The organism is Arthrobacter sp. RT-1 (assembly GCF_003367205.1).
Classification (GTDB): Bacteria; Actinomycetota; Actinomycetes; order Actinomycetales; family Micrococcaceae; genus Arthrobacter.
Genome location: NZ_QRGQ01000001.1, coordinates 204,398 through 231,094, shown reverse-complemented (window position 1 = coordinate 231,094; position 26,697 = coordinate 204,398). Strand labels below are relative to the sequence as shown.

The 26,697-nt window shown below is 66.1% G+C and carries 26 protein-coding genes; 15 read left to right on the top strand and 11 right to left on the bottom strand.

Going from position 1 to position 26,697, the window contains the following annotated elements; genetic code table 11:
• The first annotated feature begins 33 nt into the window (after nt 1-33).
• From DXK94_RS01035 to DXK94_RS01020, 4 genes are all read left to right on the top strand, one after another.
• Nucleotides 34-1,929: a cytochrome c oxidase assembly protein gene (locus tag DXK94_RS01035; RefSeq protein ID WP_181884704.1), complete on the top strand. Its 1,896-nt coding sequence runs from the start codon at nt 34-36 to the stop codon at nt 1,927-1,929.
• A 121-nt stretch (nt 1,930-2,050) separates the two neighbouring features.
• Complete coding sequence (locus tag DXK94_RS01030; protein WP_115523439.1) at nt 2,051-2,785, top strand: YcnI family protein; 735 nt, start codon at nt 2,051-2,053, stop codon at nt 2,783-2,785.
• A gap of 78 nt (nt 2,786-2,863) precedes the next feature.
• Nucleotides 2,864-3,547, top strand: a complete 684-nt coding sequence (locus DXK94_RS01025; protein ID WP_147294349.1) for a hypothetical protein — start codon at nt 2,864-2,866, stop codon at nt 3,545-3,547.
• On the top strand, nt 3,544-5,889 hold the full coding sequence (locus DXK94_RS01020) for a multicopper oxidase domain-containing protein (RefSeq protein WP_115523437.1): 2,346 nt from the start codon (nt 3,544-3,546) through the stop codon (nt 5,887-5,889). The genes DXK94_RS01025 and DXK94_RS01020 overlap by 4 nt, the downstream gene beginning before the upstream one ends.
• A gap of 54 nt (nt 5,890-5,943) precedes the next feature.
• Here the strand turns inward: DXK94_RS01020 and DXK94_RS01015 are convergent, their stop codons facing one another.
• The gene (locus DXK94_RS01015; protein ID WP_115523436.1) at nt 5,944-6,780 is read right to left on the bottom strand and encodes a hypothetical protein; all 837 of its coding nucleotides are present in this window, start codon (nt 6,778-6,780) and stop codon (nt 5,944-5,946) included.
• A gap of 115 nt (nt 6,781-6,895) precedes the next feature.
• On the opposite strand from DXK94_RS01015, the gene DXK94_RS01010 reads away from it, so the two are divergent.
• Nucleotides 6,896-7,960, top strand: coding sequence for a spore photoproduct lyase family protein (locus DXK94_RS01010; RefSeq protein ID WP_115523435.1), 1,065 nt, complete (start codon nt 6,896-6,898; stop codon nt 7,958-7,960).
• Nucleotides 7,961-8,067: 107 nt separating this feature from the next.
• Here DXK94_RS01010 and DXK94_RS01005 read toward each other — a convergent pair whose 3' ends face one another.
• Nucleotides 8,068-8,604 (bottom strand): hypothetical protein, encoded by a 537-nt coding sequence (locus DXK94_RS01005; protein WP_115523434.1) that lies wholly within the window; start codon nt 8,602-8,604, stop codon nt 8,068-8,070.
• A 301-nt stretch (nt 8,605-8,905) separates the two neighbouring features.
• On the opposite strand from DXK94_RS01005, the gene DXK94_RS01000 reads away from it, so the two are divergent.
• From DXK94_RS01000 to DXK94_RS00975, 6 genes are all read left to right on the top strand, one after another.
• Nucleotides 8,906-9,316: an SHOCT domain-containing protein gene (locus DXK94_RS01000; protein WP_147294348.1), complete on the top strand. Its 411-nt coding sequence runs from the start codon at nt 8,906-8,908 to the stop codon at nt 9,314-9,316.
• Nucleotides 9,317-9,375: 59 nt separating this feature from the next.
• Nucleotides 9,376-9,822 carry a VOC family protein gene (locus DXK94_RS00995; RefSeq protein WP_115523432.1) on the top strand — a complete coding sequence of 149 codons (447 nt, stop codon included), beginning with the start codon at nt 9,376-9,378 and terminating at the stop codon, nt 9,820-9,822.
• Nucleotides 9,819-10,298 (top strand): hypothetical protein, encoded by a 480-nt coding sequence (locus DXK94_RS00990; protein WP_258868387.1) that lies wholly within the window; start codon nt 9,819-9,821, stop codon nt 10,296-10,298. The genes DXK94_RS00995 and DXK94_RS00990 overlap by 4 nt, the downstream gene beginning before the upstream one ends.
• A 150-nt stretch (nt 10,299-10,448) precedes the next feature.
• Nucleotides 10,449-11,090, top strand: a complete 642-nt coding sequence (locus DXK94_RS00985; protein ID WP_079596073.1) for a biotin transporter BioY — start codon at nt 10,449-10,451, stop codon at nt 11,088-11,090.
• Nucleotides 11,091-11,098: 8 nt separating this feature from the next.
• On the top strand, nt 11,099-11,836 hold the full coding sequence (locus DXK94_RS00980; protein ID WP_115523430.1) for an energy-coupling factor ABC transporter ATP-binding protein: 738 nt from the start codon (nt 11,099-11,101) through the stop codon (nt 11,834-11,836).
• Complete coding sequence (locus DXK94_RS00975; protein WP_115523429.1) at nt 11,833-12,456, top strand: energy-coupling factor transporter transmembrane protein EcfT; 624 nt, start codon at nt 11,833-11,835, stop codon at nt 12,454-12,456. The genes DXK94_RS00980 and DXK94_RS00975 overlap by 4 nt, the downstream gene beginning before the upstream one ends.
• A gap of 26 nt (nt 12,457-12,482) precedes the next feature.
• Here the strand turns inward: DXK94_RS00975 and DXK94_RS00970 are convergent, their stop codons facing one another.
• Nucleotides 12,483-13,670, bottom strand: a complete 1,188-nt coding sequence (locus tag DXK94_RS00970; RefSeq protein ID WP_115523428.1) for a thiolase family protein — start codon at nt 13,668-13,670, stop codon at nt 12,483-12,485.
• Nucleotides 13,660-15,066, bottom strand: coding sequence for a class I adenylate-forming enzyme family protein (locus DXK94_RS00965; protein ID WP_115523427.1), 1,407 nt, complete (start codon nt 15,064-15,066; stop codon nt 13,660-13,662). Before DXK94_RS00965 ends, DXK94_RS00970 begins: the two co-directional genes overlap by 11 nt.
• A 59-nt stretch (nt 15,067-15,125) precedes the next feature.
• Between DXK94_RS00965 and DXK94_RS00960 the strand changes: the two genes are divergently transcribed.
• Nucleotides 15,126-16,007 carry a neutral zinc metallopeptidase gene (locus tag DXK94_RS00960; RefSeq protein WP_115523426.1) on the top strand — a complete coding sequence of 294 codons (882 nt, stop codon included), beginning with the start codon at nt 15,126-15,128 and terminating at the stop codon, nt 16,005-16,007.
• Nucleotides 16,008-16,177: 170 nt separating this feature from the next.
• On the opposite strand, the gene DXK94_RS00955 is transcribed toward DXK94_RS00960, so the two are convergent.
• The 6 genes from DXK94_RS00955 to DXK94_RS00930 form a co-directional block, all read right to left on the bottom strand.
• On the bottom strand, nt 16,178-16,510 hold the full coding sequence (locus DXK94_RS00955) for a metal-sulfur cluster assembly factor (protein WP_013600914.1): 333 nt from the start codon (nt 16,508-16,510) through the stop codon (nt 16,178-16,180).
• A gap of 12 nt (nt 16,511-16,522) precedes the next feature.
• On the bottom strand, nt 16,523-17,311 hold the full coding sequence (sufC, locus tag DXK94_RS00950; protein ID WP_079596067.1) for a Fe-S cluster assembly ATPase SufC: 789 nt from the start codon (nt 17,309-17,311) through the stop codon (nt 16,523-16,525).
• Nucleotides 17,312-17,390: 79 nt separating this feature from the next.
• The gene (locus DXK94_RS00945; protein WP_079596066.1) at nt 17,391-17,750 is read right to left on the bottom strand and encodes a non-heme iron oxygenase ferredoxin subunit; all 360 of its coding nucleotides are present in this window, start codon (nt 17,748-17,750) and stop codon (nt 17,391-17,393) included.
• A gap of 24 nt (nt 17,751-17,774) precedes the next feature.
• Nucleotides 17,775-19,061, bottom strand: coding sequence for a Fe-S cluster assembly protein SufD (sufD, locus tag DXK94_RS00940; protein ID WP_115523425.1), 1,287 nt, complete (start codon nt 19,059-19,061; stop codon nt 17,775-17,777).
• A 2-nt stretch (nt 19,062-19,063) separates the two neighbouring features.
• Nucleotides 19,064-20,527: a Fe-S cluster assembly protein SufB gene (gene sufB / locus DXK94_RS00935; RefSeq protein WP_079596064.1), complete on the bottom strand. Its 1,464-nt coding sequence runs from the start codon at nt 20,525-20,527 to the stop codon at nt 19,064-19,066.
• Nucleotides 20,527-21,360 carry a metalloregulator ArsR/SmtB family transcription factor gene (locus DXK94_RS00930; RefSeq protein WP_258868386.1) on the bottom strand — a complete coding sequence of 278 codons (834 nt, stop codon included), beginning with the start codon at nt 21,358-21,360 and terminating at the stop codon, nt 20,527-20,529. Before DXK94_RS00930 ends, sufB begins: the two co-directional genes overlap by 1 nt.
• A 115-nt stretch (nt 21,361-21,475) precedes the next feature.
• Between DXK94_RS00930 and DXK94_RS00925 the strand changes: the two genes are divergently transcribed.
• From DXK94_RS00925 to DXK94_RS00915, 3 genes are read left to right on the top strand one after another with little or no spacing between them, the layout of a single operon-like run.
• The gene (locus DXK94_RS00925; protein WP_115523424.1) at nt 21,476-22,444 is read left to right on the top strand and encodes an ABC transporter ATP-binding protein; all 969 of its coding nucleotides are present in this window, start codon (nt 21,476-21,478) and stop codon (nt 22,442-22,444) included.
• Nucleotides 22,441-23,238, top strand: coding sequence for an ABC transporter permease (locus tag DXK94_RS00920; protein ID WP_258868385.1), 798 nt, complete (start codon nt 22,441-22,443; stop codon nt 23,236-23,238). Before DXK94_RS00925 ends, DXK94_RS00920 begins: the two co-directional genes overlap by 4 nt.
• 7 nt (nt 23,239-23,245) lie before the next feature.
• On the top strand, nt 23,246-24,190 hold the full coding sequence (locus tag DXK94_RS00915; protein ID WP_115523423.1) for a heme A synthase: 945 nt from the start codon (nt 23,246-23,248) through the stop codon (nt 24,188-24,190).
• A 73-nt stretch (nt 24,191-24,263) separates the two neighbouring features.
• On the opposite strand, the gene DXK94_RS00910 is transcribed toward DXK94_RS00915, so the two are convergent.
• Nucleotides 24,264-26,603 carry a bifunctional SulP family inorganic anion transporter/carbonic anhydrase gene (locus DXK94_RS00910; RefSeq protein ID WP_115523422.1) on the bottom strand — a complete coding sequence of 780 codons (2,340 nt, stop codon included), beginning with the start codon at nt 26,601-26,603 and terminating at the stop codon, nt 24,264-24,266.
• Nucleotides 26,604-26,697: the final 94 nt, after the last annotated feature.

Here is a 26,697-nt window from a genome sequence, read left to right as displayed (position 1 = left end):
GGATCAGGGCCGGAGGGCCGCGGAAGGGGCGCGATGTCGCTGAAGATGCAGGCAGTGGCCGGGACAGCGCTGCTGGTGGCAGGGATGCTGTCGCTGGCGTGGGCCTACAATTACGGCGGCGGCGCGGACCCGGGGCCCTTGGACAGGGCAGGATTGGCCGTGGCCTGGGGACTGCCCGCCGCGAAGCTTCTGTGCAACCTCGCCAGCGCCGGCACTATCGGTACCCTCATGCTCGCGGCGTTTGCGCTCCCCCGCGGCGGAGCCGCCTACTTCAAGGCTCTTCGATGGGCAGGATGGTCGGCGGCTGTCTGGGCCGCGGGAGCCTGCATCCATACCTCGGCGAGTTTCCTGTTCATGGCCAACAGGAGCCCTGCAGCCGGGTTTGATGAGGCATTCCTGACGTTCCTGACCGGGATCGATGCCGGCCGGTCCGGCACTCTGACCATCCTCATAGCAACAGCTGTGGCTATCTCTTGCTCCCGGCTGCGGGGCCCCCGCATGCTTGCACTCACCACCGTTACAGCCTTCGCTGGCCTGTTGCCCCTGGTCATGACATCCCACGCCGCCGGCAGCACCGACCATGCGGACAGTACCACCGCGCTGTTCGTGCATTCGGCCACAGCGGCCGTCTGGCTCGGCGGCCTGCTGGCCCTGATGGTGCTGCGGCCTGTGCTGCCGCCCGGCCAGCTGGGCGCGACGGTACGCCGGTACTCGACGTTGGCGTTGGTGTGCTTCATAGCCCTTGCGGTCTCGGGATATATGGGCGCCCTGGCAACAATCAGCACGATCGAAGCCGTGTTCAGCCCCTATGGCGCAATCGTCCTTGCCAAGGCCGCTGTGCTCATCATCCTCGGGGTGTTCGGGACGTTCCACCGGCGTTGGTCGATCAACCGGCTGGAGCTTGCACCGGAACGGGGCGGCCGCCTCTTCGCCGCCCTCGCCGTTGCCGAGCTCGCCGTGATGGGGATCGCTTCCGGGATGGCCGCGGCGCTTGCCCGGACGGAACCGCCGCCAGCCGCCACATCCGGGGAGCCGGGCCCCGTGCTTCCCGAGCCCGGGCTGTGGGAATACCTGTCCGGCTGGGCCCCCGATCCGGTGTGGAGCCTGGTCTGCGGGTTCGCCGTCGTGATCTATCTGGCGGGCATACGCCGGCTCCACACAACCGGCCGGTCCTGGCCCCTACACCGCACCCTGCTGTGGTTGGCGGGAGTGGCGGTCCTGTTCATCGTCACCAACGGCGGCGTGCATGCCTATCAGGGCTACCTGTTCAACGCCCACGTGCTGACACAGATGATGCTTACCGCCATCGTGCCGCTGCTGCTCGTCCCGGCCGCCCCGCTGACCCTGGCCACCCTGACCGTCATCGCCAGAACGGACGGCAGCGCCGGGGCTAAGGAGTTCCTGGAACGGACCGTGCAGCCGGTCCTCGCAGCACTGAGGAGGGATCCATTTCCGGCAGTTCCCCTTCTAGCGGCGTCCCTCTTCGCCATCTACTACACCCCCTTGCTCGACTGGGCAGCCACCGGACAAATCGGCTACAGCGCCATGAGCCTGCTTGCCCTGGTGACCGGTTGCCTGGCCACCGCCGCACTCACAGGGAACCAGGATCCGGGCACCGGCGGCGCCCCGGGCAGGCGGCTGCCTGTCGTAGCGGGAATAGCCGGACTCTACGCATTCTGCGGATGGAGGTTGATGGAGCAGGCTCCGTCCATGGAATTGCCTTGGTCCACCTCTGCAGGCCGGCCGTGGGGGCAGTCGCCCGCGGCTGCCGCAGAATTGGCGGGCCCCGCAATGTGGTCCATCGCAGCCCTGATGCTGGGCATTCTCACCGTGATGATCATCTTCCGCCGTGAATCGGGCCCCGGGGATCCGCGCGCCGGAACTGCGAACAGTCATGCCCGTAGCCTGCGTGAGGATGTGGCAGCATAGCGCTCCCGATGGCGGAGCGGACAGCGGTTCAACCCGGGCGTCCGCACTTGCTATTCACAAGGTATTTCCGGGGTCATCCCCGCATGCTGTGGTTTGTAGCCCACCTGTAAAAGGACTGTCCATGACAACCAGACCCCCTCGTTCGTTGCGAGCAGCTGCCATCGGTGCAGCCACGGCAGCCTGTCTGACTGTTGGCCTCGATGCCGCGTCCGCCCACGTGTCGGTGACCCCGGAAGGTACCGATGAAGGCGGGTACACCCAGTTGACCTTCAAGGTTCCCAGCGAATCCAAGACCGCCACAACCACCACCGTCAAGGTGGATCTGCCCACGGCAACACCGTTCACGTCGGTCCGCGTGAAGCCCGTCCCGGGTTGGACCGCCCGGATTGCCAAAGGCACGTTGCCGCAGCCGGTAACCGTGGACGGGGCCACCGTCACCGAAGCGCCCCTGTCCGTAACCTGGACGGCCAACGACGTGCAGAGCCAGCTGACCGAGGACCAGTACCAGACCTTCTCGTTGTCTGTGGGCCGGCTTCCGAAGGCCGGTACTGCTGTGTTGCTGCCCGCGGCGCAGACCTACTCTGACGGCAGCGTCCGGAACTGGGACGATCCGGTGGTCGAAGGCCAAGGCGAGCCCCAGGACCCCGCCCCGGTCTTCACCACCACCGCTGCCTCGACCACCCAGCATGGCCACGCCTCAGCACCCGCGGCGGAAACCGCCGTCGTGCCTGCTGCCTCGGTAACCGCCGGCGCATCTGTCCCGGCCCTGACCTGGGTGGCCTTCACGGCAGGACTGTTCGGGCTGACCGCGGGCGTAGCTGCCCTCCTCCGCGCCGGCAGGACCAGGAAGGGCTAAGCGGCGGCAGGACCTCCAAGGTTTCCGCAGGTGGCTGCCAGCACGATGAGCCTAGACCGCAACAACATGGGAGGCGAGATGAATTCTCATGCAAGCCAATTTTCCAATCGAGGCCTCAACCGCCGCCAGTTCGGACTGGTGCTCGGTGGCGGCGCTTTCCTGCTGCTGGCCGGGGGCAGCTACGGCGTTGTGGGACGAAGCCCGCAGACCACAACCACGAGTGTGGCCACGGTTTTTGGTTCCCTCACCATCGTTCGGGCCGGACGCCTCGCCCGCCTGGATGCCCAGGGCCAGCCGGCTTTCCGGACCCTGGCGGCGGCTGCTTCACACATGAACGCCGGCAGGGACACCGGAGGCAGCACGCAGGTCCGGCGGGCCAGCACTAGAGAAGAGCTCCGCCTCGATAGACACGGCCACGATGACTGGACGCCGGGCGCCCCGGCGGGGCCCGAACCAGTAAACCTCACCTGGTCCGACGTCGTCCTGGTCGAAGTGCAGCTCCGGAATGCCGGGCCGGTACCAGTGCTATTCAGCCCGGGGCAGCTGCGGCTGAAGCTGCGTCCCTCAGGGACAACAGTCACTCCACGCGACTCTGACCGCAACCCCGGCCCCGTAGCACCGCACGCATCGGAGCACATTCTGATCAGCTACCTGGCCCCACGCGATGCCTTCGAGCTGGAGCTGGACTACTCGGACGAGCAACGGGACGTAACCTACCAGCTGGCCCTGCCGCCGATGGCCGTTGAAGAGGTGCGGTCATGAACATCCTGGACGTCCACATCAATGAAGGCTACGTCCCGATGGTGGACGGCTCCCTGGTCTACCACCGGGGCTTCGGCGAGCGCCGCACCACGGTGACCGACACCAGCCCGTCGCTGTGGATGAGCCCACGGGTCTTCTCCGCGGACGGACAACTGGTGGCCAGCAGGACGTATCCCCTGGACGCCCCGGTACCACCGCACGGCAGGCCCGCGCCCCTGCAGACCGACCCGGACAATCCCGGAGAGTACTTGGCCAGGAAGGAATACTGGGCCAGCTATTTTCCGGACCGCACCCTCATCGCCGAGACAGGCAGCACCGTCCGGATAAGGGTGCATAACCACCTACCGCAACCGCACGAACTCCGGTTCCATACCGCTGGACCCGCCGAACAGGATGAAACGACGGGCCCTGTTGCTTCGGGGACATCGGCTCTCCTTGAGTTCGAAGCACCGCCGCCCGGGACCTATCTGTTCACGGACCCGGGCAACGCGTCCGTGGAACGGACCCTCGGCCTCTACGGTGCGCTTGTGGTGATAGACCCGTCCAGCGCCTGGCAGCTTTTCCCGGGTGGGACCGAGTTCGAACGGCAGTGGCTGTGGTTGTGCCACGACGTGGATCCGAACTGGGCCCGCATCGCTTCCCGCGGCGAAACGGTCAATCCCGCTTCAACACCCGCCGTACCCCGCTACTTCACCCTCAACGGTTACGCGGGCTTCCAGTCGCTGGCGGTCACCACGGATGAGGAATTCAATGAGCGCCGGGAGCAGGACACGCTCCCCTCCGGCCACCCGCGTGAAACGGATGTGCGGAACTTCAGCGCCTCGCCAAGCCCGGGTGGCGTCCGGACCGGCCAGCTGATGAGGATGGTCAATGCCGGCATCGTGGACCACCAGCTGCACTACCACGGCAACCATGTCTGGACGGTGCGCGCCAACGGCGAAGACTTCCCCCGCAGTAGCGGGCGGGTCAGTCCGGACGGGGACGTGCTCCTGCAACACTGGGAGGACACAGTACAGCTCGAACCGATGGACCGAAAGGAGTCCCTGCTTCCCGTCCGGCGTCCACCCGAGGTGTTGGACCAGGTGTGGAACGCCCGCAGTGGCGACTGGAAGTATCCGATGCACTGCCACGCGGAGCCCTCGCAGACGGCGGCCGGCGGGCTGTACCCCGGCGGCCTCGTGGCGGACTGGGTCCTGGCAGCGGGCACGATTCCTGAGCCAGGGCTTCCGGGCACCGTGGCAGGCGGCCATCACCTGTACCGGAGCCAGGTGGAGTTCGCCTCGGACCAGCCTCATGAGGGAAGCCCGGAAACTGAGTTCCGCCAGCGCCCGGACGTCAGCAAGGTGTTCGATTTCTTCAACAGGAAATTGCAGGTGCCCAACGGCCCTGAAATCGAGTTTTGGAGTTTCGAGGACGAGAGGTCCGGCCGCGGGCTTCCCGGACCGCTGTTGCGGCTGACGGAGGGGCAACTGTTCCACGGCACGGTGGAACCCAGCAAGAGGGTCCACACCATTCACTGGCACGGCATCGAACCCGACCCCCGGAACGACGGCGTAGGCCACACCTCCTTCGAAGTCACCGGCGAGTACACCTACCAGTGGAGGCCTGAGGTCGGCGTCCCCGGCAACCCCAACCGCGGCTCCGCCGGAACCTACTTCTACCACTGCCACGTCAACACCCCCATGCACGTACAAATGGGTATGTTCGGGCCCATCATCGTCGATCCGCAGGTGAGTTCCACTGCCCCGCCCCCCAAGGGAACCCGCCGCCACTCAACTGACGGCCCGCTGTACGACATCGCCACGGAGACATTGATCGCCCCTTACTCGATTGACCCGCGCTGGCACGAACTGAATCATGCAGCTGGTCTCTCCGGGGACGACGCAGGCGTCAACCGCTTCGAGCCAAAACACTTCGTTCTCCTGGGCGGCACGGTTCCCACCCGGCCCAGGGGGGACAGGATCTGGGCCATCAGTGCGATGCGCGCCAATGTGGTCAGGGACGGCATCGCTCCCACGCTGGTCCGCATGGTGAATGTCGACTACTTCCCCACCCGTACCCGGTTCCTCGATGGGGCCAGCCAACCGGCCGAGATTGCCGAACTGATCTCGCACGATGGCCGTCCCTTCTGGAATACCCCCGACCCGGACGGACCGGCCGTTCAGCCCTCCCAGGTCGGCCAGCCGCTGGTCACCAGCATCCTCAAATCCGGCGCAGCCGAAAAGTTCGATTTCCTGCTGCGCCCACCGGCGGCGGGAAGGTACACCATCGCGGTCGACTTCCTGCACTGGATCACCGGTCAGGTCCTGGCGACACGCACCGTGGCCGTCACCGCGTATTAGGGGTCCGCCAGGAACGGCGGGCAACCGAGCGGCGCAACGGTTGCGGCGGCGTGCTCAGGCAGCGGCGCGCGGCAGGACGAGCATGTAGCCGGTGGGCAGGTCGCTGCTCCAGCGCCGCGGTTCGCGGACCACGAACTGCGTGGCCAACTGCTCGGGCGTGAGCAGGCTGTTGGGTTCGGGCGACGGACCCCACCGCTCGCTGCCGTGCGGGTAAAGCGGATCCAGGACGCGGATGCCGGTGACCGGGAACTCCGGGAACCGGGCGGGATCACCAAGGGACTCGAACCCGCTCATCACCCATGCGTGGCGGCCGCTCCACATGACCAGCCCCACCGGCCGTCCGGTCTCCGTGATGGCGCGCGCCGCCGTCTGCAGCGCATCCTCATAGTCAGGAACGCTGACGACCGTGTATGGCCCCATTCCAGCCTCGGTCAGCACCTGCGCCCAGCCGAGCGGGTTGGCGCCGTTGAACGAGTTGTTCGACCGTGCCCGCGCCATCTCCCACAGGTCTCCCTGCTGGGTGGAATCTGTCCAGGTGCCGCCCCCGGTGTCATCGATGAGGTTGTGCGCCATCTGGATGCTCGCCGCTACACACCAGTCGAAGGTGTACTGCGGCACGAAGTCCCCCTCCTGGTACAGGTTGAGGGCGAATGGCTGGGGTACGGGGGCGGGCGCCGGGACCTCGGGCGGGGCAGAAGCCGGGGCGGGGGTGGGAGTAGACGAGGGGGCCGGCTGAGGGGCGACGACGTCTCCCGCGGCCTGCGGGGCCGAAGAGGCCGGGACGGGTTGTTCAGTGACGGCGTCGAGATGGCCGACGGCGGGTGTGCAGCCCGCGAGGAAGGCCGCCAGGGCCATAACCCAGGCAAGAAGACGGAGACGGGCGCCGTTCATGATCGCTCCAGTCTAGCGCGGCGGGAATGACCCGGGCAGGGGATGATGGCCGCCACAGCACATGCCGTGGGCTTAACTGCCCGCGCCATCCTTGCCGCCTTGGGAGAATGGAACCGTGGAATTCAACCGGCTGCTGCAAATCCGCCGCATCTACGCGCAGCCCGCTGCCCTGGAGCTGCCCCGCGGCAAGGAGGTCGTGGAACGCTGGCCGGACGCCGACGTCGTGCTTGTCGACAACCACTGGAACATCCCCGAGCTGCACGGGGATGAAACGAACGTGCCGCGCTGGTCCCGCATCAAGACCGAGGCCCTGGTCCTCGGCGTCAAGAAGGCGCTGACCGTCAAGCCGAACGGCCGGTCCGCGGACTTCATTGCCCCCTCCACCGCAAACGGCTGCGCCATGGCATGCGCCTACTGCTACGTGCCCCGGCACAAGGGGTACAGCAACCCGGTAACCGTGTTTGCCAACATCGACCAGATTGCCGGCGCCCTTGAACGGCACGCGACCCGCCAGGGCATGAAGCTGGAGCCCAACCAGTGCGACCCGGAACTCTGGGTCTACGACATCGGCGAAAACAGCGACTGCTCCGTCGACGCCCTGATCAGCGACAACGTGGAGGACCTCGTTACGCTTTTCCGCGACCTGCCCACCGCCAAGCTGTCCTTTGCCACCAAGTACGTGAACCCGGCGATGCTCGGCTGGGACCACGGTGGCCACACCAGGATCCGCTTTTCGCTCATGCCCGCGGCTTTGGCCAAGTCGATTGACGTCCGGACCTCGCCGGTGGCTGAACGCATGGCTGCGATCAACGACTTTGTGGATGCCGGGTACGAGGTGCACGTCAACTTCTCCCCCGTCATCATCACCGACACCTGGCTGCGCGACTGGGAGGAGTTGCTGCGCCAGCTTGATGCCACCCTGACAGCTGCAGCCAAGGCCCAGCTCGCGGCAGAAGTCATCTTCCTGACGCACAATGAGCGGCTCCATGAGGTCAACCTGGGGTGGCATCCGCAGGCCGAGAACGTGCTGTGGCGCCCGGACCTGCAGGAATCGAAGGTCTCGTCCAACGGGTTCAGCAACGTCCGCTACCGTTCCGGAACCAAGGGCCGCTATGTGCGGCAGCTGACCGCGCTGATTGAGGACATCGCGCCCTACTGCCGCATCCGTTACGCGTTCTGAGGCAGGCGGCGACGCTCCTGCACGCGACGTGCAGGAGCGTCCGTCCGGTAATTTACAGGGTGCGGGGTGGCGATGGGCCGTGCACAGGCCCGATCACCATCAGGGGATTACTTCGGGCAGCGCAAGTCCGGATTGTAGGCTGCGAACATGCCGCTCGGGTTGTCCCTCCATATCCATGCGTGGAGCGCGTGGGACCCAGGGAACGGCCCGGCTTCGAATTTGACGCCGGCAATCGAAGGTTGATGGGCTGCCGTGGATATGAACTCAACGGCTACCAGCTTGTACCGCCCGTACTTATTGGGCATGTACACGAGAACCTCAGGCTTTCGGGCCTGGGTCTTGTCATCGATCAGGTCCTCCTTGGCGTAGTGGAAGCCCATGGCTCCCACGCCGGGTTTTTCGATGCATTTAGTGATTTCCTTATAACCGTCCGCCTTGGCGTTCTCCAGCCAGCGATATTCGTCGGTGACGTGGCGCAGGACGTTGACCAGCCGGCGCTGATCGTCATTGTTCCGCCAGTCGTCGCTGTGGTCCGAGCCTCCGTGCCCTGACCCTCCATGGGCGAGCGCGGTCCCGGGAGCCAGTCCCATGGCAAGCGCTGCTGCGGCCACCATCGACAGGAGTCCCGTCCTGGTGCGATTCATCGTTGATCTTCTACCCCTCTGAGACCGATATCGTTTCTACAAGGGATGCGAAGCGTGAAAAGGGATATTCCACCTTCGCCAAGATGCCGGCAGATTTCCCCGGGAACTGCCGGTGAATGAAGCCGCTCGGTGGCTCTTATCGTCCATTGAGGTGAGCGGCGTAACCAGTATGCTCCTGCTCAAAAACGCGGCGCTACGCTACGGGCGGGTAGTAGGGGGAGCAGTTTCTGGACCGCCCCTTTAGAGGAGGCTCTTGGAAAACGGGGTGTTCCCTTTCGAGGGGCGGGTCTATCCTTCACACATGAACGAGCACACGGCGCCGAGTGAGACCGGCGGGTTTTTCTTTGAGTTCAGAGGGAAGCACCCCCTCCGTGAGACAGCAGGATGGGTATCCGGTGTCGGATTGGCTGGTGCCGGGATGGCGATAGCGGTCATCGGGACCGCCTCACATTCCCACATATCCATGCCCCTGGGAATTGCGGTGGCAGTTCTCGGTGCAATCCTGCTCGTTTTGTACGCGGTGACCAGGAGCACGACAAAGCCAGCGTCCGTTTCTTCCGTGGCAGGAAAGCATCGTGTGAAGAAGGCAGGCAGAGCAGCCGCGAAGGAATCCTTAGCGGCTGATCTTGTCGTTATAGCGAACCTCTATTCCCAGGGTGCTCTCACCGCGGAAGAATTTGCCGCGGCCAAGCGCCGAATACTTGGTATCTAACCCGCCCCTCGTTCCTCCGCCTCTGGAGCTGGCCGGTCCGCCTTGGTAGCTTTCAACGCATGGCCATCAAACTGGAGAACGTGGGTATCGCCGTTCGCGACCTCGAAGCAGCAATCGCCTTTTTCACCGATCTCGGTCTTACCGTGGTGGGCCGTGACACGGTCAGCGGGGAGTGGACCGATACTGCTGTCGGACTTGATGGGAACCATGCCAAGATTGCGATGCTCCAGACCCCCGACGGCCACGGCCGGCTTGAGCTCTTCGAATACATCCACCCCGAAGCGATCGAGTCGAACCCGACCCGGCCCAACGACATCGGCATGCACCGCGTGGCCTTCTCGGTCGACGATATCGACGAGGCACTTAAGGTAGCGGCGAAGCACGGATGCCATCCGCTGCGCGGGGTGGCGACCTATAAAGACATGTACAAGCTCACCTACCTCCGCGGCCCCAGCGGAATCCTCGTGATGCTCGCCGAGGAACTGAACAAAGAGTCCGGTACATGAAGCTCGCTGACGGGTATTCCGCGCTGCTGCTTGGTGTTGTTCTGGTAGTCACCGCAGGTGCCTGCAACTCGTCCCCCCGTGAGGAACCAGAAAGCGGTCAGCAGCCGCCTTGCTTCCCGCCTGCATATTCCGTGAGTCCAACAATTGCCAAACCAGGGGCGACAGTGACAGTCGCAGCACCTGCGGCGGACTGTAACCCCCAGTACGGCTCCAATGCCCAGGTCCAAGTAAGCGTCACCGATCAAAGTGGCGCTGAAGTCATCAGTGCAAGGGCTCCAATGACTGACGCTGGGGAATTCACGTTTACCTTCACTGTGCCTGAAGAGTCAGCGGTTGGAGAAGCGATCGTCACCGCAATGCCGCACGATATCGACTGGTGCGATGACACCGGCAAAAACAACCGTGCAACAGGAATTCCACAACTTGAGCTTGTCTCCTGCGCAACGCCCGTGGAGACATTCACCATCACGCGCTAGGGATGCATGGAGTTCGTGAATCTGAGTTAGTACCCAGCCATCAAAGCCAAGGACCGGCTTTAGTAGGCCCCCTACAAAATGGCCCCACAGCGGCGCCGGTAACGTCGGCAGTACACTAGATTCCGCTTGTACAACCCCGACAGGACCGCCATGAGCAACACTGACACAGCCGTCAAAAGCACCTCAAACAAAAAGCGCCGCTGGAACGCCACAGACCTCGGGCTCATCGCCGTCTTCGCGGCCCTGGTGGCGGGATCCGCGCTGGTGCCCGGACTCGCCGTCAACGGCTTCGGCGTCCCCATCACCTTCCAGACCCTGGCCGTGATGCTCACCGGCCTGGTGCTCGGCCCTGGAAGGGGCTTCGCCGCCGTCGGCCTCTACGTCCTCCTCGGCCTCGCCGGGCTGCCGATCTTCAGCCAGGGCCGCAGCGGCCTGGGCATCCTGGCCGGACCCTCGGCTGGTTACATCCTCGCCTTCCCCATCGCCGCCCTTGTTGTGGGATGGCTGGCCACCGTAGTCATCCGCCGGACCACCAAAGCCCGTGCGCTGTGGCTGTTCCTTTCGGCCACCGTTACCAGCGTGGTGGTTGTGCACTCGCTGGGCATCGCCGGCATCGCGCTCAACACCAAGGCGACGCTTGGCCAGGCATTCCTGAGCGACGTGGTCTTCTACCCCGGTGACATCATCAAAAACATCCTCGCGGCCGTCATCGCCGTTGCCCTGCACCGCGCATTCCCGGACATCCTGGTGCGCCGGGTCAAGCGCAGCGTTCCGCAGCCTGCCAACGCCTAGGATCCACCATGCCCGACGTGACGTTTGACCAGGTAGCGGTAGCTGTTCCGCTGGACCACCGGCCGGAACCCAAGGTCCTCCTGGAAGATGTGACCCTGCAGCTCACGGAGCAGCGCGTGGGAGTCATTGGCGCCAACGGATCCGGGAAGTCCACGCTGCTGCGCCTGGTCAACGGCCTCATCCAGCCAACGGCGGGCACGATAGCGGTCGACGGCGAGGATACAGTCCGTGCCGTCCGCAAAGTCCGCCGGAGCGTCGGCTTTGTCTTCACTGATCCCCTCTCCCAGCTGGTCATGCCCACCGGGCGGGAGGACGTGGAGCTGTCGCTCCGCCGCTCCGTCAAAAATGGCACCGAGCGGCGCAGGCTCGCCGAAGCGGCCCTGGACCGGCTCGGGCTGCTGCACCTGGCCGACCAAAGCATCTACGAACTGTCCGGCGGCGAACGCCAGCTGATGGCGCTCGCCGCCGTACTGGCGGTGGATCCCGCGGTGCTGGTACTGGACGAACCGTCCACCCTGCTGGACCTGCGCAACCGCGAACTCCTGCGCAGGACCCTGGCCGGCCTTGACCAGCAGATCATCATGTCCACCCACGACCTCGAACTCGCCCTGGAAATGGACCGCGTGCTGGTCATCGAACAAGGGAAAGTAGCCTTTGACGGCGCCGCCGCAGATGCCGTGAAGGCCTACCGCGCGCTCTGCTCGGAAAGCCTGGACAGCCTGCAAGCGCGGGGACCACAACGATGAGGGGCCACGGTTTCCTGCTGGCCAACTACGTCCCGGGAGATTCCCTGGTCCACCGGTCGCCGCTGGCAGTAAAATTCCTGCTGGTCTTCGCCTGCGGCCTTGCGTCCTTCGCCATCCTGGACTGGCGCATTTCGCTGCTGGTGCTCGCCGGCCTCTGCGGCCTGTTCCTGCTCACGGGGGCCGGCCTGAAGCGGCTGTGGGGGGCCGTCCGCCCGCTCGCCGCGGTCCTGCTGGTGATCGGGCTGTTCCAGTGGTGGCAGCTGGGTGCACCCACCGCGGCCCGGATTGTCCTGAACATCCTCGTCTGCGTCGTTGCAGCGTCCCTGCTCACCGCGACCACCCCCGTGCAGCAGCTCTTGGACGGCGTGGTCAAGGCGGCAGGCCCTTTCAAGAGGTTCGGCGCGGATCCGGAACGCTTCGCGTTGACCATCGGGATCATGCTCCGCAGCATCCCCTACATCGCCGGGACCTTCGCGGACGTCCGGGATTCCGCCCGGGCCCGCGGCCTCGAACGCAATCCGCGTGCACTGGTCCTGCCGGTGTTTATCACCTCGGTGGCCTTTGCCCGCCAGACCGGTGAGGCGCTGGCTGCCCGCGGCCTAGGTGAAGCGGAGGACTGAACCTCCGCCTGCAGCGAAGCAGGGAATTACCCGTTGTTGAGGTGCTGGTACCGGAACAGGGCCGCCGTACCCATCCCGCCGGCACTGCTGATCATGGCCAGCGCCAGGGCGCCCGGAGCCTCCGCACGGCGCGCCTGGGCCAGCAGCCGGGTGACCAGGACGGCGCCGGAAGCACCGTAGGCATGGCCCAGAGCCAGCGCCCCGCCGTCGAGGTTTGCCCGTTCCCCGTCGATGCCCAGCTCGTCAAGGCAGGCAAGCGTCTGGGACGCGAACGCCTCATTGAACTCCACCAGGTCCAGCTGGTCCGCGGTCACACCTGCGCGGTCAAGAACGTCGCGCGCCGCGCTGGCGGCGCCCACCCCGAGGACCTCCGGGTGCACGCCGGCCGTCCCGGTGCCCAGCACCAGCAGCCCGTCGGCTGCCCCCAGTTCCTGCGCGCGCTGGACAGACGTAATAACGACGGCGGATGCAGCGTCCGCGTCGAAGCATGAGTTTCCGGCGGTGACAGTTCCCCCGTCGACGAAGACGGGCGGGAAACGCGCCATCACGGCGGCGGTCAGGCCGCGCCGGGGCCCGTCGTCCGCTGCAACGGTCCCGGTACCGGTGCCCAGCGGCACAATCTCGCCGTCGAAATACCCGGCCTGGGCCGCTGCAAGAGCCCTTCGATGGCTCGCCAGCGCGAAGGCGTCCTGGCGCTCCCGGCCCACGCCAAACTTCTGCGCAACTGTCTCCGCGGCCTCCCCCATGTCCGGATCACCGAAGCTGGCCGGCACAAACTGGGCGCGCCGGTAGAACTCCGGCCCGCCGTCGTCGTTCCGGTGGGCGCGCAGCGGCGCGGTACTCGTACTCTCCACTCCCCCGGCCAGATACAGGGGATTCCCGCCGGCTGCCACGAGCCGGGCCGCAAGGACCACCGCGTCCAGGCCTGAACCGCACTGGCGGTCCACCGTCATTCCGGGCACGCTGACCGGCAGGCCTGCCTCCAGCAGCGCCAGCCGGGCCACGTTGCCGCCGCCACCCACTGCGTTCCCCATCACCACGTCAGCGACAGCGCCCGGTTCAACCCCGGAGGAAGTCACCAGTTCCCGCAACACGGGAGCCAGAAGCTCGTGGGCGCGCAGCGTTCCGAGAGGGCCGTTGATCCGGCACACGGGGGTCCGCCGGGCCGCGATGATGACGGGCTGCCGGTCCGGGGGCAGGATCTCAGGCGCCAAGGTTCCGGACTCTGGGGTCGCGGGTATCAATCCATTCCAGCAGCAGGTTCCGGCTGACCTTGCCCCGGTCCGTGAGGGGCAGTTCGGTGAGGACGTAGTACTGCAGCGGGCGCTTGTCCCTGGCCAGGATGTCCTCAAGCCCCGCCCGCAGCTGCATTGCCGTGATCCCCCCGTGGGCAGGGACAACGCCGGCCACCACCCGCTGGCCGCGGAGGTCGTCCGGCATGCCCGCGGCGACGGCGGCCGCCACCCCGGGCACCGCCGCGAGGGCAAGCTCAACCTCGTGCGGATAGACGTTCTTGCCGGAGGTGAGGATCATGTCAGCGCGCCGCCCCAGGATGTGCAGCTCCCCCGCGTCGAGGTAACCCTGGTCCCCCACCGTGTACCAGCCGTTGAAGGACCGCAGGGCCTGGCCGTCGTCGCCCCACAGGTAGCCATTGCTGACCAGGGCGCTGCGTACGCAGATGTTGCCCGATTCCCCGTCCGGAAGGGGCGTCCCGGCGTCGTCGAGGATCCGCACGTCCACCCCGGGAAAGGGACGACCAATACCGGTCCCGCCCACAGCCGATGCCTGGCCGGCGGGCAGCCCGGCACCGGAGACGAAGCTCAGCTCCGAGGCGCCGTAATACTCGAAGATGGTGGCGTTGGGGGCCCAGCGGCGGGCGGCTTCGAGGGTCCGCGCATCCAGTTTGGAGCCGGCGCTGATGATGGTCCGCACGCCGGACGCGTCAACACAGCCGGTCAGGCCGCGCTCGCTGAGCATCCGCAACATGGTGGGTACCAGCACCAGCCGGGTGACGCGGTCGTGGGTGATCGCGGAGTGGACATCTCCTACGTCGAAATTTTCCAGGGTCTGGAATTCGGACCCGGCGTAAAGGCACTCGGCCAGCGCGTAAAGGTTCAGGCTGGCCGCCAGCGGGCCGGGGGCCAGGGTCACGTCATCCTGGCGCAGGCCGAAGAATTCGATCGACGCCTCGAAGGACTGCTGCCAGGAACGGCGGGACCGGGTGAAGGCCTTGGGCACCGACGTGGTGCCCGAGGTCAGGCCGATGAGGAACGTGCTCTCCGACGGCCCGTCGGCAAGGGCATCATCCGGGGCCACTGCGGCGGGAAGCGCCGACCCTTCCACGCGGCGGATGATGTTTTCCCGCAACTGGCTGGGCCAGGCCGGATCAAGGACTGCGCATTGGCGCCCTCCGGCAACCGCGGCAGCGAGCTTCACGGCGAAACCTGTGGAGTTGGCCTCGCAGAGGGGCGTAATCGACTTCGTGTCCGCAACCAGATCAGCAGCTGAATCGCGGAGCTCTGCCCAGGAAAGGCGGCGGCCAGCGACCACGACGGCGGTGTGGTGCGGCCGTTCGTCCGCCCAGCGCTGGATTCTGTTGAGGAAAGGCATCGGATCAACTTTACCGGCCGGGACGGATTGAGTTCCGGGCCCGAGGGTAATGTGACTTTATGAGTTTCAACGACAATGTGCAGTTGGATCCTTCACAGGTCCAGGACCGGCGCGGCATGGGCCGCGGCGCCAAGGTGGGGGGTGGCATCGGTGGCGGACTCCTGCTGCTGATCGCTGCGCTCTTCGGCGTAAATCCGCAGCTCCTCGAGGGCCTGGCAGGCGGTGCGGCCCCGGCTCCGCAGGCGCAGGGCACCGCGCCTGCGTGTGAGAGCGGCGCCGACGCGGATGCCCGCGTGGACTGCCGGATCACCGGCACCGTTAACAGCCTGAACGCCTTCTGGCCTGCCTACCTGGAGCAGTACAACGTCCAGTACCCGCGGCCGGAGACGGTGATCTTTGAGGAGGCCGTGAGCACGGGCTGCGGCACGGCATCCAGCGCTGTGGGCCCCTTCTACTGCCCCACGGACACCACCGCCTACTTCGATCCCGGGTTCTTCACGGAACTTGTCAACCGCTTCGGTTCTTCCGGCGGCCCGCTGGCCCAGGAGTACGTGGTGGCCCATGAGTTCGGCCACCACATCCAGAACGTCCTGGGATACCTGGACCGCGCCCAGCAGGATCCGCAAGGCCCTGAGTCCGGTGCCGTGCGCGTGGAACTGCAGGCAGACTGCTATGCGGGTCTCTGGGCTAAGCACGCGTCAACCCAGCCGGGTCCTGATGGCCAGCCGTTCCTGGAGGCCCTCACGCAGCAGGACCTGAACGACGCACTGTCCGCCGCTTCAGCGGTGGGCGATGACCGCATCCAGGAGGCAGCCACCGGGCGCGTCACTCCCGAGGCGTGGACCCACGGTTCCAGCGAGCAGCGCCAGCGGTGGTTCTACAAGGGCTACGAGACCGGCGACATCAACCAGTGCGACACGTTCTCCGCCCCCTCGCTGTAACCCCATCGAGCATGCTCCCCTCCGTTTAGCCCCATCGGTTGCTCCGCAGGTGTCGTTTAGAGCGGTGAAGACGACAGATACGGAGCAACGGATGGTGGGAAATGAGGGACGACGACGGCCGGTTACCTTCGCAGCGAAGGTAATCGGCCGTCGTCGTAAGCAGGGGGATGTCAGATGTTGAAGCCGAGGGCCCGCATCTGGTCCTTGCCGTCGTCGGTGATCCGCTCGGGACCCCATGGCGGCATCCACACCCAGTTCAGGCGCCAGTCGTCCACGACGCCGTCCAGCGCCTTGCCGACCTGCTCCTCGAGCACGTCGGTGAGCGGGCAGGCGGCGGTGGTCAGCGTCATGTCGATCAGCAGCGCACCGTCGTCGTCGGAGTACTTCAGGCCGTACAGCAGGCCGAGGTCCACCACGTTGACGCCGAGCTCAGGATCGATGACGTCCTTGAGGGCCTCTTCGACGTCCTCAAGGCTCGTGCGGGCTGCGTTGATTTCGGTCATGGCAGGTCCTGACTAGGCCTGTACCGCGACGGGTGCGGCAGCAGTGCCGGCGCCCTTGGCGTAGCGGTCGTAGCCTTCTTCTTCGAGGCGGTCGGCCAGTTCCGGGCCGCCCTCTTCGACAACCTGGCCGTCCACGAACACGTGGACGAAGTCAGGCTTGATGTAGCGCAGGATGCGGGTGTAGTGCGTGATGAGCAGCGTGCCCATCTTGCCCTCGGCGTGGGCGCGGTTGACGCCCTCGGAGACGACCTTCAGCGCGTCGACGTCCAGGCCGGAGTCGGTCTCGTCCAGGACCGCGAACTTGGGCTTGAAGAGCTCCAGCTGGAGGATCTCCACGCGCTTCTTCTCGCCGCCGGAGAAGCCTTCGTTGACGTTGCGCTGGGCGAAGTCGGCGTCGATGCGCAGCTGCTCCATGGCAGCCTTGACGTCCTTGGTCCAGGTGCGCAGCTTGGGTGCTTCGCCGTCGATGGCTGTCTTGGCCGTGCGCAGGAAGTTGGTCATGCTGACGCCGGGGACCTCTACGGGGTACTGCATGGCCAGGAAGACGCCGGCGCGGGCGCGCTCGTCCACGCTCATCTCCAGGACGTCTTCGCCGTCCAGGGTGATGGAGCCGCTGGTGACGTTGTACCGCGGGTGGCCGGCGATGGTGGAGGCCAGCGTGGACTTGCCGGAGCCGTTGGGGCCCATGATGGCGTGGGTTTCGCCGGTCCGGATGGTCAGGCTGACGCCCTTCAGGATTTCCTTGGTGCCCTGCTCCGTGTCAATGCTGACGTGCAGGTCCTTGATCTCAAGAGTAGACATGTGTCTTGTTCTCCTCTGCACCGTGCCTGGCGGCGGCGGTGCGGTCTCTGTCTGGAAGTTGGTTCGTAAATCTGTGGTGCTAGCTGAAGTTCGGAGCTTCGGCGCCGTTGAGGACATTGGTGAAGTCCACGTAGACCTCGTCCCCGCTGATCTCGACGGCGAACACCGGGACGGGATCGTAGGCGGGCAACTGCAGCGGCTCGCCGCTGCGCAGGTCGAACTGCGAGCCGTGGCCCCAGCATTCGATGGCGCAGCCCTCCACGTCACCCTCGGACAGGGAAATGTCCGCGTGTGAGCAGGTGTCGCCGATCGCATGGATCTCCCCCATGGAGTCCTTGACGATGGCCACAGGGTAGTCGTCGATCAGGATCCGCAGCGCCTGCTTCAGCTGGATGTCATCCACCTTGCAGACAAGCTCGCCCTTTGGCTGGTCAGTCATCTGTAAACCCGTGCTCCGTACCTTCTAGTTGTCCGTCAGTGCGAGTTCGTGCTCAACAGCTTCGGTCAGCCGCTCCTCGATGGAGGGGACCTTGATCTGCTGGATGATCTCGTTCAGGAAGCCACGCACCACCAGGCGGCGGGCCACGGACTCGGGGATGCCGCGCGCCATCAGGTAGAAGAGGTGCTCGTCGTCCATCCGGCCGGTTGCGCTGGCGTGGCCTGCACCCTCGATCAGCCCGGTCTCGATCTCGAGGTTGGGCACGGAGTCGGCGCGGGCGCCGTCGGTCAGCAGCAGGTTGCGGTTGGCCTCGTACGTGTCGGTGCCTTCGGCTTCCTTGCGGATGAGGACGTCGCCAACCCAGACGGCGTGGGCGTTGCGGCCCTGCAGCGCGCCCTTGTACAGGACGTTGGACTTGCAGTTGGGCACGGCGTGGTCCACGAACAGGCGCTGCTCAAGGTGCTGGCCGGCGTCGGCGAAGTACAGGCCGAACAGTTCAGCCTCGCCGCCGGGGGCGGTGAAACGGGCCGACGGCGTGACGCGGACAAGGTCGCCGCCGAGGCTTACCATGACGTGCTTGAGCTTGGCGTCGCGGCCGATCTTAGCCTGCTGGGAGGAGGCGTGGACGGCGTCGTCGTTCCATTCCTGGAGCGACACAACCGTGAGGCTGGCACCGTCTTCTACGATGATCTCAACGTTTTCCGAGACCACGGCCGAGCCGCGGTGGTTTAGGACCACAACAGCCTTGGAGAACTTCTTGGCGACGATCACCAGGTGCTGGGCGGCGGCCTCAAGGGACGTGCCTTCGATGTCGATGGTGATTTCGGTCAGCGCCTCGAACTCCGACGGAATGGTGATCACCGTGGCCTGGGCGAAGTTCTCCCAGGCGTTGGCGGACACGCGGTCCTCAGGAATGCCGGCGGTACCGATCCGCTGGTCGTCGCGACCGACGCCCTCTACGGTGACGTCTTCCGGGCCCTTGACGATCACGGTGGGCGCAGCGCCGGACAGGACCTCGGTGTGCAGGCCGCGCAGGCGCTTCAGCGGGGTGAAGCGCCAGTCTTCCTCCAGGCCGGTGAGCGGCTTGAAGTCGGCCAGCTTGTAGGACGTCAGGCGGCCGGCGCGTGAGCTGTCCGGAACGCCTTCGCCGCCGCCGTGCGAGTGGCTCTTGGCAGAGGCGCCGGCAAGCGGAGCCTTGGAGCCTGCCGCGTTGATGGGCGACAGGCTTTCGCCTTCTTCGGTGAAGCCGTCGATGAACGGCTGGGCTGAGGGCGCGCCGATGCGGGCCTTTTCAGTAGTGATTTCAGTCATCGTTATCCGACGGACCCTTCCATCTGCAGTTCAATCAGGCGGTTCAGCTCAAGTGCGTACTCCATGGGGAGCTCGCGGGCAATCGGCTCGATGAAGCCGCGGACGATCATCGCCATGGCTTCGTCTTCGCGCATGCCGCGGGACATCAGGTAGAAGAGCTGTTCTTCGCTGACCCGGGAAACAGTTGCTTCGTGGCCCATCACAACGTCGTCCTCGCGGATGTCGATGTAGGGGTAGGTGTCCGACCGGCTGATCGTGTCAACGAGCAGGGCGTCGCAGCGGACGGTGTTGGCAGAGTGCTTGGCGCCTTCGCGGACCTGGACCAGGCCGCGGTATGCCGCACGGCCGCCGCCGCGGGCCACCGACTTGGAGATGATGGAGCTCTTGGTGTTCGGCGCGATGTGGACCATCTTGGAGCCGGTGTCCTGGTGCTGGCCCTCACCGGCGAATGCGATGGAGAGGGTCTCACCCTTGGCGTGCTCGCCCACGAGGTAGACGGCCGGGTACTTCATGGTGACCTTGGAACCGATGTTGCCATCGACCCATTCCATGGTGGCGCCCTCTTCGCAGATGGCGCGCTTGGTCACCAGGTTGTACACGTTGTTCGACCAGTTCTGGATGGTGGTGTACCGGACGCGGGCGCCCTTCTTCACGATGATTTCCACCACGGCGGAGTGCAGCGAGTCCGAGGTGTAGATCGGCGCGGTGCAGCCCTCGATGTAGTGGACGTAGGAGTCCTCATCGGCTATGATCAGGGTCCGCTCGAACTGGCCCATGTTTTCCGTGTTGATGCGGAAGTATGCCTGCAGCGGAATGTCCACGTGGACGCCCTTGGGGACGTACACGAAGGAACCGCCGGACCAGACGGCCGTGTTCAGGGAAGCGAACTTGTTGTCGCCCACCGGGATGACGGTGCCGAAGTACTCCTGGAAGATCTCCGGGTGCTCCCGCAGCGCGGTATCGGTGTCCAGGAAGATGACGCCCTGGGCCTCGAGGTCCTCGCGGATCTGGTGGTAGACAACCTCGGACTCGTACTGTGCGGCCACGCCGGAGACCAGGCGGCTGCGCTCAGCTTCCGGGATGCCCAGCTTCTCGTACGTGTTCCGGATGTCCTCGGGCAGGTCTTCCCAGGTGGCAGCCTGCTTCTCCGTGGACCGGACGAAGTACTTGATGTTGTCGAAGTCGATGCCGGAGAGGTCTGCACCCCAGGTGGGCATGGGCTTGCGGTCGAAGTACTTCAGGCCCTTGAGGCGAAGGTCGAGCATCCACTCGGGTTCGCTCTTTTTGTCCGAGATATCACGGACCACTTCGTCATTGATGCCGCGGCGGGCGTTGGCACCGACGTCGTTCTTGTCAGCCCAGCCGTACTCGTAGTTACCGATGCCGTGGAGCTCGGGATTCTTCTCCAGAATCTCTGAGATCACAGTGTTTTCGGCTACCGCTTTCTCTGATAGTTGGTCCGTCATCACGGCCTTTCTTGCTGATGGTTGGTTACTTCATTCAGGCTGGCGGGGGCTACCGAAGGCCTTGTGGGCCCCTGGGCAGACAGCCTGCCTGTAGGAATATGGGTGGTGCAGACATGCCCGCCGCGGGCAAGCGTGGAGAGCCGGCGGACGTCCACGCCAACGAGTCTCGAGAAGACCTCGGTCTCCACGTCGCAGAACACGGGGAACCGGGCGGCGAGCTGTTGGATGGGGCAGTGACCCTGGCAGAGCTGGACGCTGGACAAAGCGGCCGGAAGCGGGGCCTTGGCCTCGATGGACGCCGCGGACGAAACAAAGTTATCGCGGGTCAGCGCGTCGGACAACGCTTTGGCCCGGTCGCTGATGTCCGGACCGGCCTTTTCGATTTCCGGCGCGTACCGCCGTTCCATGTCAGCAAAACGCTCGACGGCGAATGCCCGGACGGCGTCGGGTCCGGCAACTTTCTGCAGCTGCTGGAGTGCAAGGGCGGCGATGTCCAGATAGTCGTTGCCGAGGCTCGACTGGCCCTCGGAACTGAGGACATAGCGGCGGGCAGGGCGGCCAGCCCCGGCGCCGGAACGCGCAACACGCTTGACTTCGATGACGCCCGCGCGGGATAAATGGTCCAGGTGCCTGCGCACGGCAGCCGGCGTGAATCCGAGCAGGTCGCCGAGTTCGGCGGCACTGACAGGCCCGTGCTCCAGGACCGCCGCAAGGACGCGGTCCCGGGTGCGCTCATCCGCATCGGCCACCGGACCGGAGGCCGCGGGGCCCCGGTCTGCGGGAGCCTGGGAGGCTCCGTGCCCGGCAAAAGGCACAGCAGTAGCATTGCTCATGGAATACACAACACAATCATGTCGTAATTTACTCCCCCACTCCAGTAAGGACAGGCTGACCTCAGCAGGCTGCGCGGCGGACGGCGGAAAATACTACATCCCGTAGAATACTGGGGTGCGTTCCCCCCAATCCCCCGTTCTGTCCATCAGCGGGCTCATTAAGGATGTCGGCCCGCTTACCAGCCTTGACGGCAAAATGCTTCGGGTGGTCAGCGGCATTTCACTCGTTGCCGAACGCGGACAGGTAACGGCCCTGCTGGGGGCCAACGGGGCAGGCAAAACCACCACCCTCGAGTGTGCGCAGGGCCTGCAAAAAAGGACCGGCGGCAGCATCTCGCTGCTGGGACACGATCCCGCCGCGGCAGGGGCGGAGCTGCGCTCCCGCGTAGGTGTGATGCTCCAGGACGGCGGGCTGCCGCCGTCGGCCCGTCCCATTCCGCTGCTGCGGCACATTGCCGGACTGTATGCCCGGCCCTGGCCGGTGGATGAGCTGATCGAGCGGCTGGGGATCGATACCTTCGGCAGGACCACCGTCCGCCGGCTCTCCGGCGGGCAGAAGCAGCGCCTGGCCCTCGCCGCCGCGCTGATCGGCAGGCCCGAAGTTCTGTTCCTGGATGAACCCAGCGCGGGCCTGGACCCCCAGTCGCGGCAGCTGGTGTTCGACCTGATTTCCGAGCTGCGCGACGCGGGGATGGGCATCATCCTCACCACGCACCTGATGGACGACGCCCAGCGCCTGGCTGACTATGTCTACATCATCGACGGCGGCCGCAACGTTGCCGAGGGAACCGTCCGGGAGCTGCTGCAGCGCGACCCGTCCGTCGAGGCAGGTGCGGAGCATGTCCGGACACTGGTGTTCGAGGCTCCGCCGGGGCTGGATCCTGCTGCCGTACTTCCGGCGCATATCGATGTCACCGAAGCCCGGGCCGGCAGCTACTGCATCACGGGCAGTTTGACGCCCGCACACCTCGCCGCGTTGGCAGCCTGGTGGGAGACCCACAACATCATGCCCGCCTCGATGAGCCTGCAGGCGCGTAGCCTTGAAGACGTCTTTCTGGATATCTCGGGAAAGGACATCCGATGAAGCCGACCCAATCCGGTGCCGCCACCGGCGGCACCGCGGAGGCATCGGACCGGCAAGAGGCCGCAACCCTGCTCCGCCGCGTGCTGCTTCAGGGCAAATACGAAGCCTTGACCATGCTGCGCAACGGCGAGCAGCTGATCCTGGCTGTGGTGCTGCCGCTTCTGGCGCTCGTTGGACTGACCGTGACGCCGTTCCTCGACGGGATGGGCGCGAGCCGCATCGACGTGGCCGTACCGGGCATCCTGGCGTTGTGCGCAATGTCCACGGCATTCACCGGCCAGGGCATCGCCACCGGCTTCGACCGCCGCTACGGGGTGCTCCGGTTCCTGTCCACCACTCCCCTGGGCCGCGGCGGGCTGATCGCCGGCAAGGCTCTCTCGGTTCTGGCCGTGTTGTGCCTGCAGGTGGCAGTGGTCAGTGCCGTCGCCTTTGCCCTGGGCTGGCAGCCGCCGGCAGCCGGTTGGGTTCCCGGGCTGGCACTCCTTGCACTGGGCGCTGCCGCGTTCACGGCCCTCGGCCTGCTGGTGGCGGGGACGGTCCGGCCGGAAGCCACCCTGGCCATCACCAACCTGCTGTGGATCCTCCTGGGCGCATTGGGGGGAATCGTGATCCCCGCAGAAAGGCTCCCGGCCGCAGCCCAGGGCCTGGTGGGGTTCCTGCCTTCAGGGGCACTGGGCGAAGCCATGCGCGACGCATTCCTCGCCGGCGCCGTGAACGGCGGCGCCGCCCTCATACTACTGCTCTGGACCCTGGTTGCCGGGGCAGCTGCCATCCGTTGGTTCAAGTGGAATTGAGTACATCGTGAGCACGGCTTCACGCCTTCCCGAAATGGCCGGCCGCCTGGTATCCCGGCTGCCCCGCACCGTGGACGCCCGCGTCCGCCGCCTCGCTGTTGCGTCCCTGATCGGGCAGACGCTGCTTGTGGTGACGGGCGGGGCCGTACGGCTGACTGCGTCCGGGCTCGGCTGCCCCACCTGGCCACGATGCACGGACACGTCCCTGGTCAACACGCCGGAGATGGGCATCCACGGGTTCATCGAATTCGGGAACAGGCTCCTTACCTTTGCCCTGGCCGCCGTCGCAGCCCTGATGCTCGTGTACCTGTGGAATCTCCGGAAGGAGCGCAGGGACCTGTTCCTCCTGGCCCTTGGCCTGCTGGCCAGCATCCCGGCCCAGGCCGTGATCGGCGGCATTACAGTGCTGACCAACCTCAACCCCTGGGTGGTGGGGCTGCACTTCCTGGTGTCCATGGCACTGGTGGTGTTCGCCACCCTGCTGGTGAACCGTGCCTTCGGCAGGGCCGGCCGGTTCATGGCGGCCCGGCACCGCGCCCTGCCGGGGATCATGCGGCCGGTGACCGCCGCCGTCGCGCTTTTTTCCGCCCTCGCCGTGATGCTGGGCGTGGTGGTGACCGGGGCCGGGCCGCACGCCGGGGACGCCGACGCTCCCCGCAATGGGCTGGACTGGGACCTGTTCTCCCACATCCACGCCGTGCCGGCCTACCTGATCACGGCCGGGACCGCCGTCGCGCTGGCACTCGTGGTCATGCGCCGGATTAACGGGCCCTTCCGCACCGCTGTCCTTGGGCTCCTGGGAGTTACCGTGCTGCAGGCCGTCATCGGCTTCACCCAGTACTACAACGGCATTCCGGCCCTGCTGGTGGCCGCGCACATGCTCGGGGCCGCGCTGCTGATGGCCGCGGCAACCAACGCTTGGGACATCGCCCGGTCCAGCCCCATGGAGTAGTCCGCCCTGCACGGCAAGGGCCCCGGTTCCATGGAACCGGTGCCCTTGCCGTATCGGCTGGGCGCCTTGCCGCTTAGCCCGTAGGCGCCTTCGCCGAACCCGCTGCCCCGGCCTTGGCCGCGGCCTGCGCCGGATCCAGGAACTCGATGCCGGACGTCGTCACAAGAAGTACCCGCGCCGTCGCGATGTCGTAGAAGAGGCCGGTGGTTTCGACGGCTCCCCTGGCCAGCGCCGGACCAACCACCGGGTGCGTTTCCAGCTTGCTGAGCTGCACGGCAACATTGACCATGCCCAGCTGGTCCACCGGGCTGTACCCGGCATCCGCCGCAGCGACAGCAACCGGATGGTCCGCCAGCAGTTCCAGGTAGCTCGGCCGGGCGTGGTTGAGCCAGGCATAGAATCCCGCGCCCAGGGCCTTGTTCCCGTTGCCGGCGGCGTCCTCGATCAGGGCCTTCATGGCTCCGCAATTCGAATGTCCGCAGATGACGATGGAGTCCACCGCCAGGCCTTTCACGGCAAACGAGAGCGCAGAGTCGATGGACGCATCCTGGCCGTCATGGCACACCACGTTGCCGATGTTCCGCAGGGTGAGCAGGTCACCGGGCCCGCTGCTGGTCAGCAGGTTCGGGTTCACCCGGGAGTCAACGCAGGCCACGAACAGCGTGTCCGGGTTCTGGCCTTCCGCCAGATCCTGCACCAGCGGACGCACCTTGTCCGCGAAGCGCCGGTGGTATTTGTTGATCCCGCCAAGGATGGAGCGCCGGGGCTGCGGGTCCTCCCCCGTTTCTCCTGCGGACTGCCACGATGTGCGGGGCGGCAGCGGCAGCTCATGGGCTTCCTGGCGTTTGGGCACCTGGTGGGCCGCATCCTGGAAGAGCGTGTTTCCGTGTTCCTCCAGCGCGACGGTCCCGCCGGTGGCCTGGTACTGCTTCCGCCAGGCGACAACGGCCTCACGGAAGGCATGGTCCAGGTAGTCGGCGTTCAGCTCCACCACAACGTCCTTGCCGTCCGGGACGGAGTGCAGCACGCGGTTCAGCCTCGGCAGGGCGAAGAAACTGCACGATCCGGTGATGGTGACCCGCCACAGGTCCGAAGGTGGGACGGGCGGGTGTGCCTGAACCGAGGCCCGCAGCACTCGCCACAGCACGCTGACCGCGGCCAGTGCCAGGCCGATGAGGACGCCCTCGAGCAGGTTGAGGAAGACGACGCAGAGCAGCGTCACGGTGTAGATCAGGAGGTCCCCGGTGCGGCGGCTGGTCCTGATGTCGGCCACCTTGATCAGGCGGGCACCGATCACCACGAGCAGCCCTGCCAGGACGGCGAGCGGGATCAACTGAATGAGTCCGGCGAAGAGGGCGGAGAAGGCCAGGACCCAGACGCCGTGCAGGACGGCGGAGGCGCGGGTGGCAGCGCCCGCCTCCACGTTGGTGGCGCTGCGCACGATGACGCCCGTGACGGGCAGTCCGCCGAGGGAGCCGGACACGATGTTGGCGGCTCCCTGGCCCATCAGTTCCCGGTTCAGGTTGGTCCGTGCGCCGTTGTGCATCTTGTCGACGGCGACGGCTGACAGCAGCGATTCGATGCTGGCGATCAGGGCCATGGAAAGAACGGCGAAGGCTATTGCACGCCAGTTGCCTTCCGGTAGCTGGGGCAGCGCCACGGTGTCGAGGATTGATCCGTTGAAGGAGATGCGTTCCACGGCGGGCGCGAACGCCACGGACAGGGCTGTCCCGGCCACGACGGCGGCCAGGGGTCCCGGGACCCGGCGCACGGCAGCCGGAAGGTGCTTCCAGCCCAGCAGGATCGCCACCACGGCGAGCCCGAGCAGTGCTGCGTGCAGTTCCAGGTTGATGATGGCGGCGGGGAGGCCCGTGAGGTTCTCCAGCGCGGAGCCTGCCGGCTGGGAGCCGAGCAGGACGTGGATCTGCTGCAGCATGATGGTGATGCCGATGCCGGCCAGCATCGCCTTCACCACCACGGGTGAGACGGCCAGGGCGGCCCTGCCCACCCGGCTGATGCCGAGCAGGAGCTGTACGACGCCGGCAGCTGCGGTGATCGCGCAGGTCACCTGCCAGCCGAATTCCTGCACCAGCCCGGCCACGATGACGGTCAATCCGGCAGCGGGTCCGCTCACTTGGAGGGGGGATCCGCCCAGGCTGCCTGCGACGATGCCGCCGACGGCGGCGGCGATCAGTCCGGCCATGATCGGGGCGCCGGATGCCGCTGCGATGCCGAGGGAAAGCGGCAGCGCGACGAGGAACACAACGAGCGATGCCGGGACGTCAGCGGCCAGGTGCGTGAGGAACCGGGGACGCCGGGACCTGGGGAGCTCCCCTGGGTCCTGTGGTTTCTCTTGCGGCGGGGGGTCGTTCCTTGAAGCGGTTCCGGTGGTGGGATCGTGTGCCTGTGCCATGGGTTTCCTTTTGCTCGCGGGCAGGATCCACCCCAGAGTAAGCAGAGGGTCACGGCAGGTGACACGAAACGTGATCAATATGACAAATTAGTCA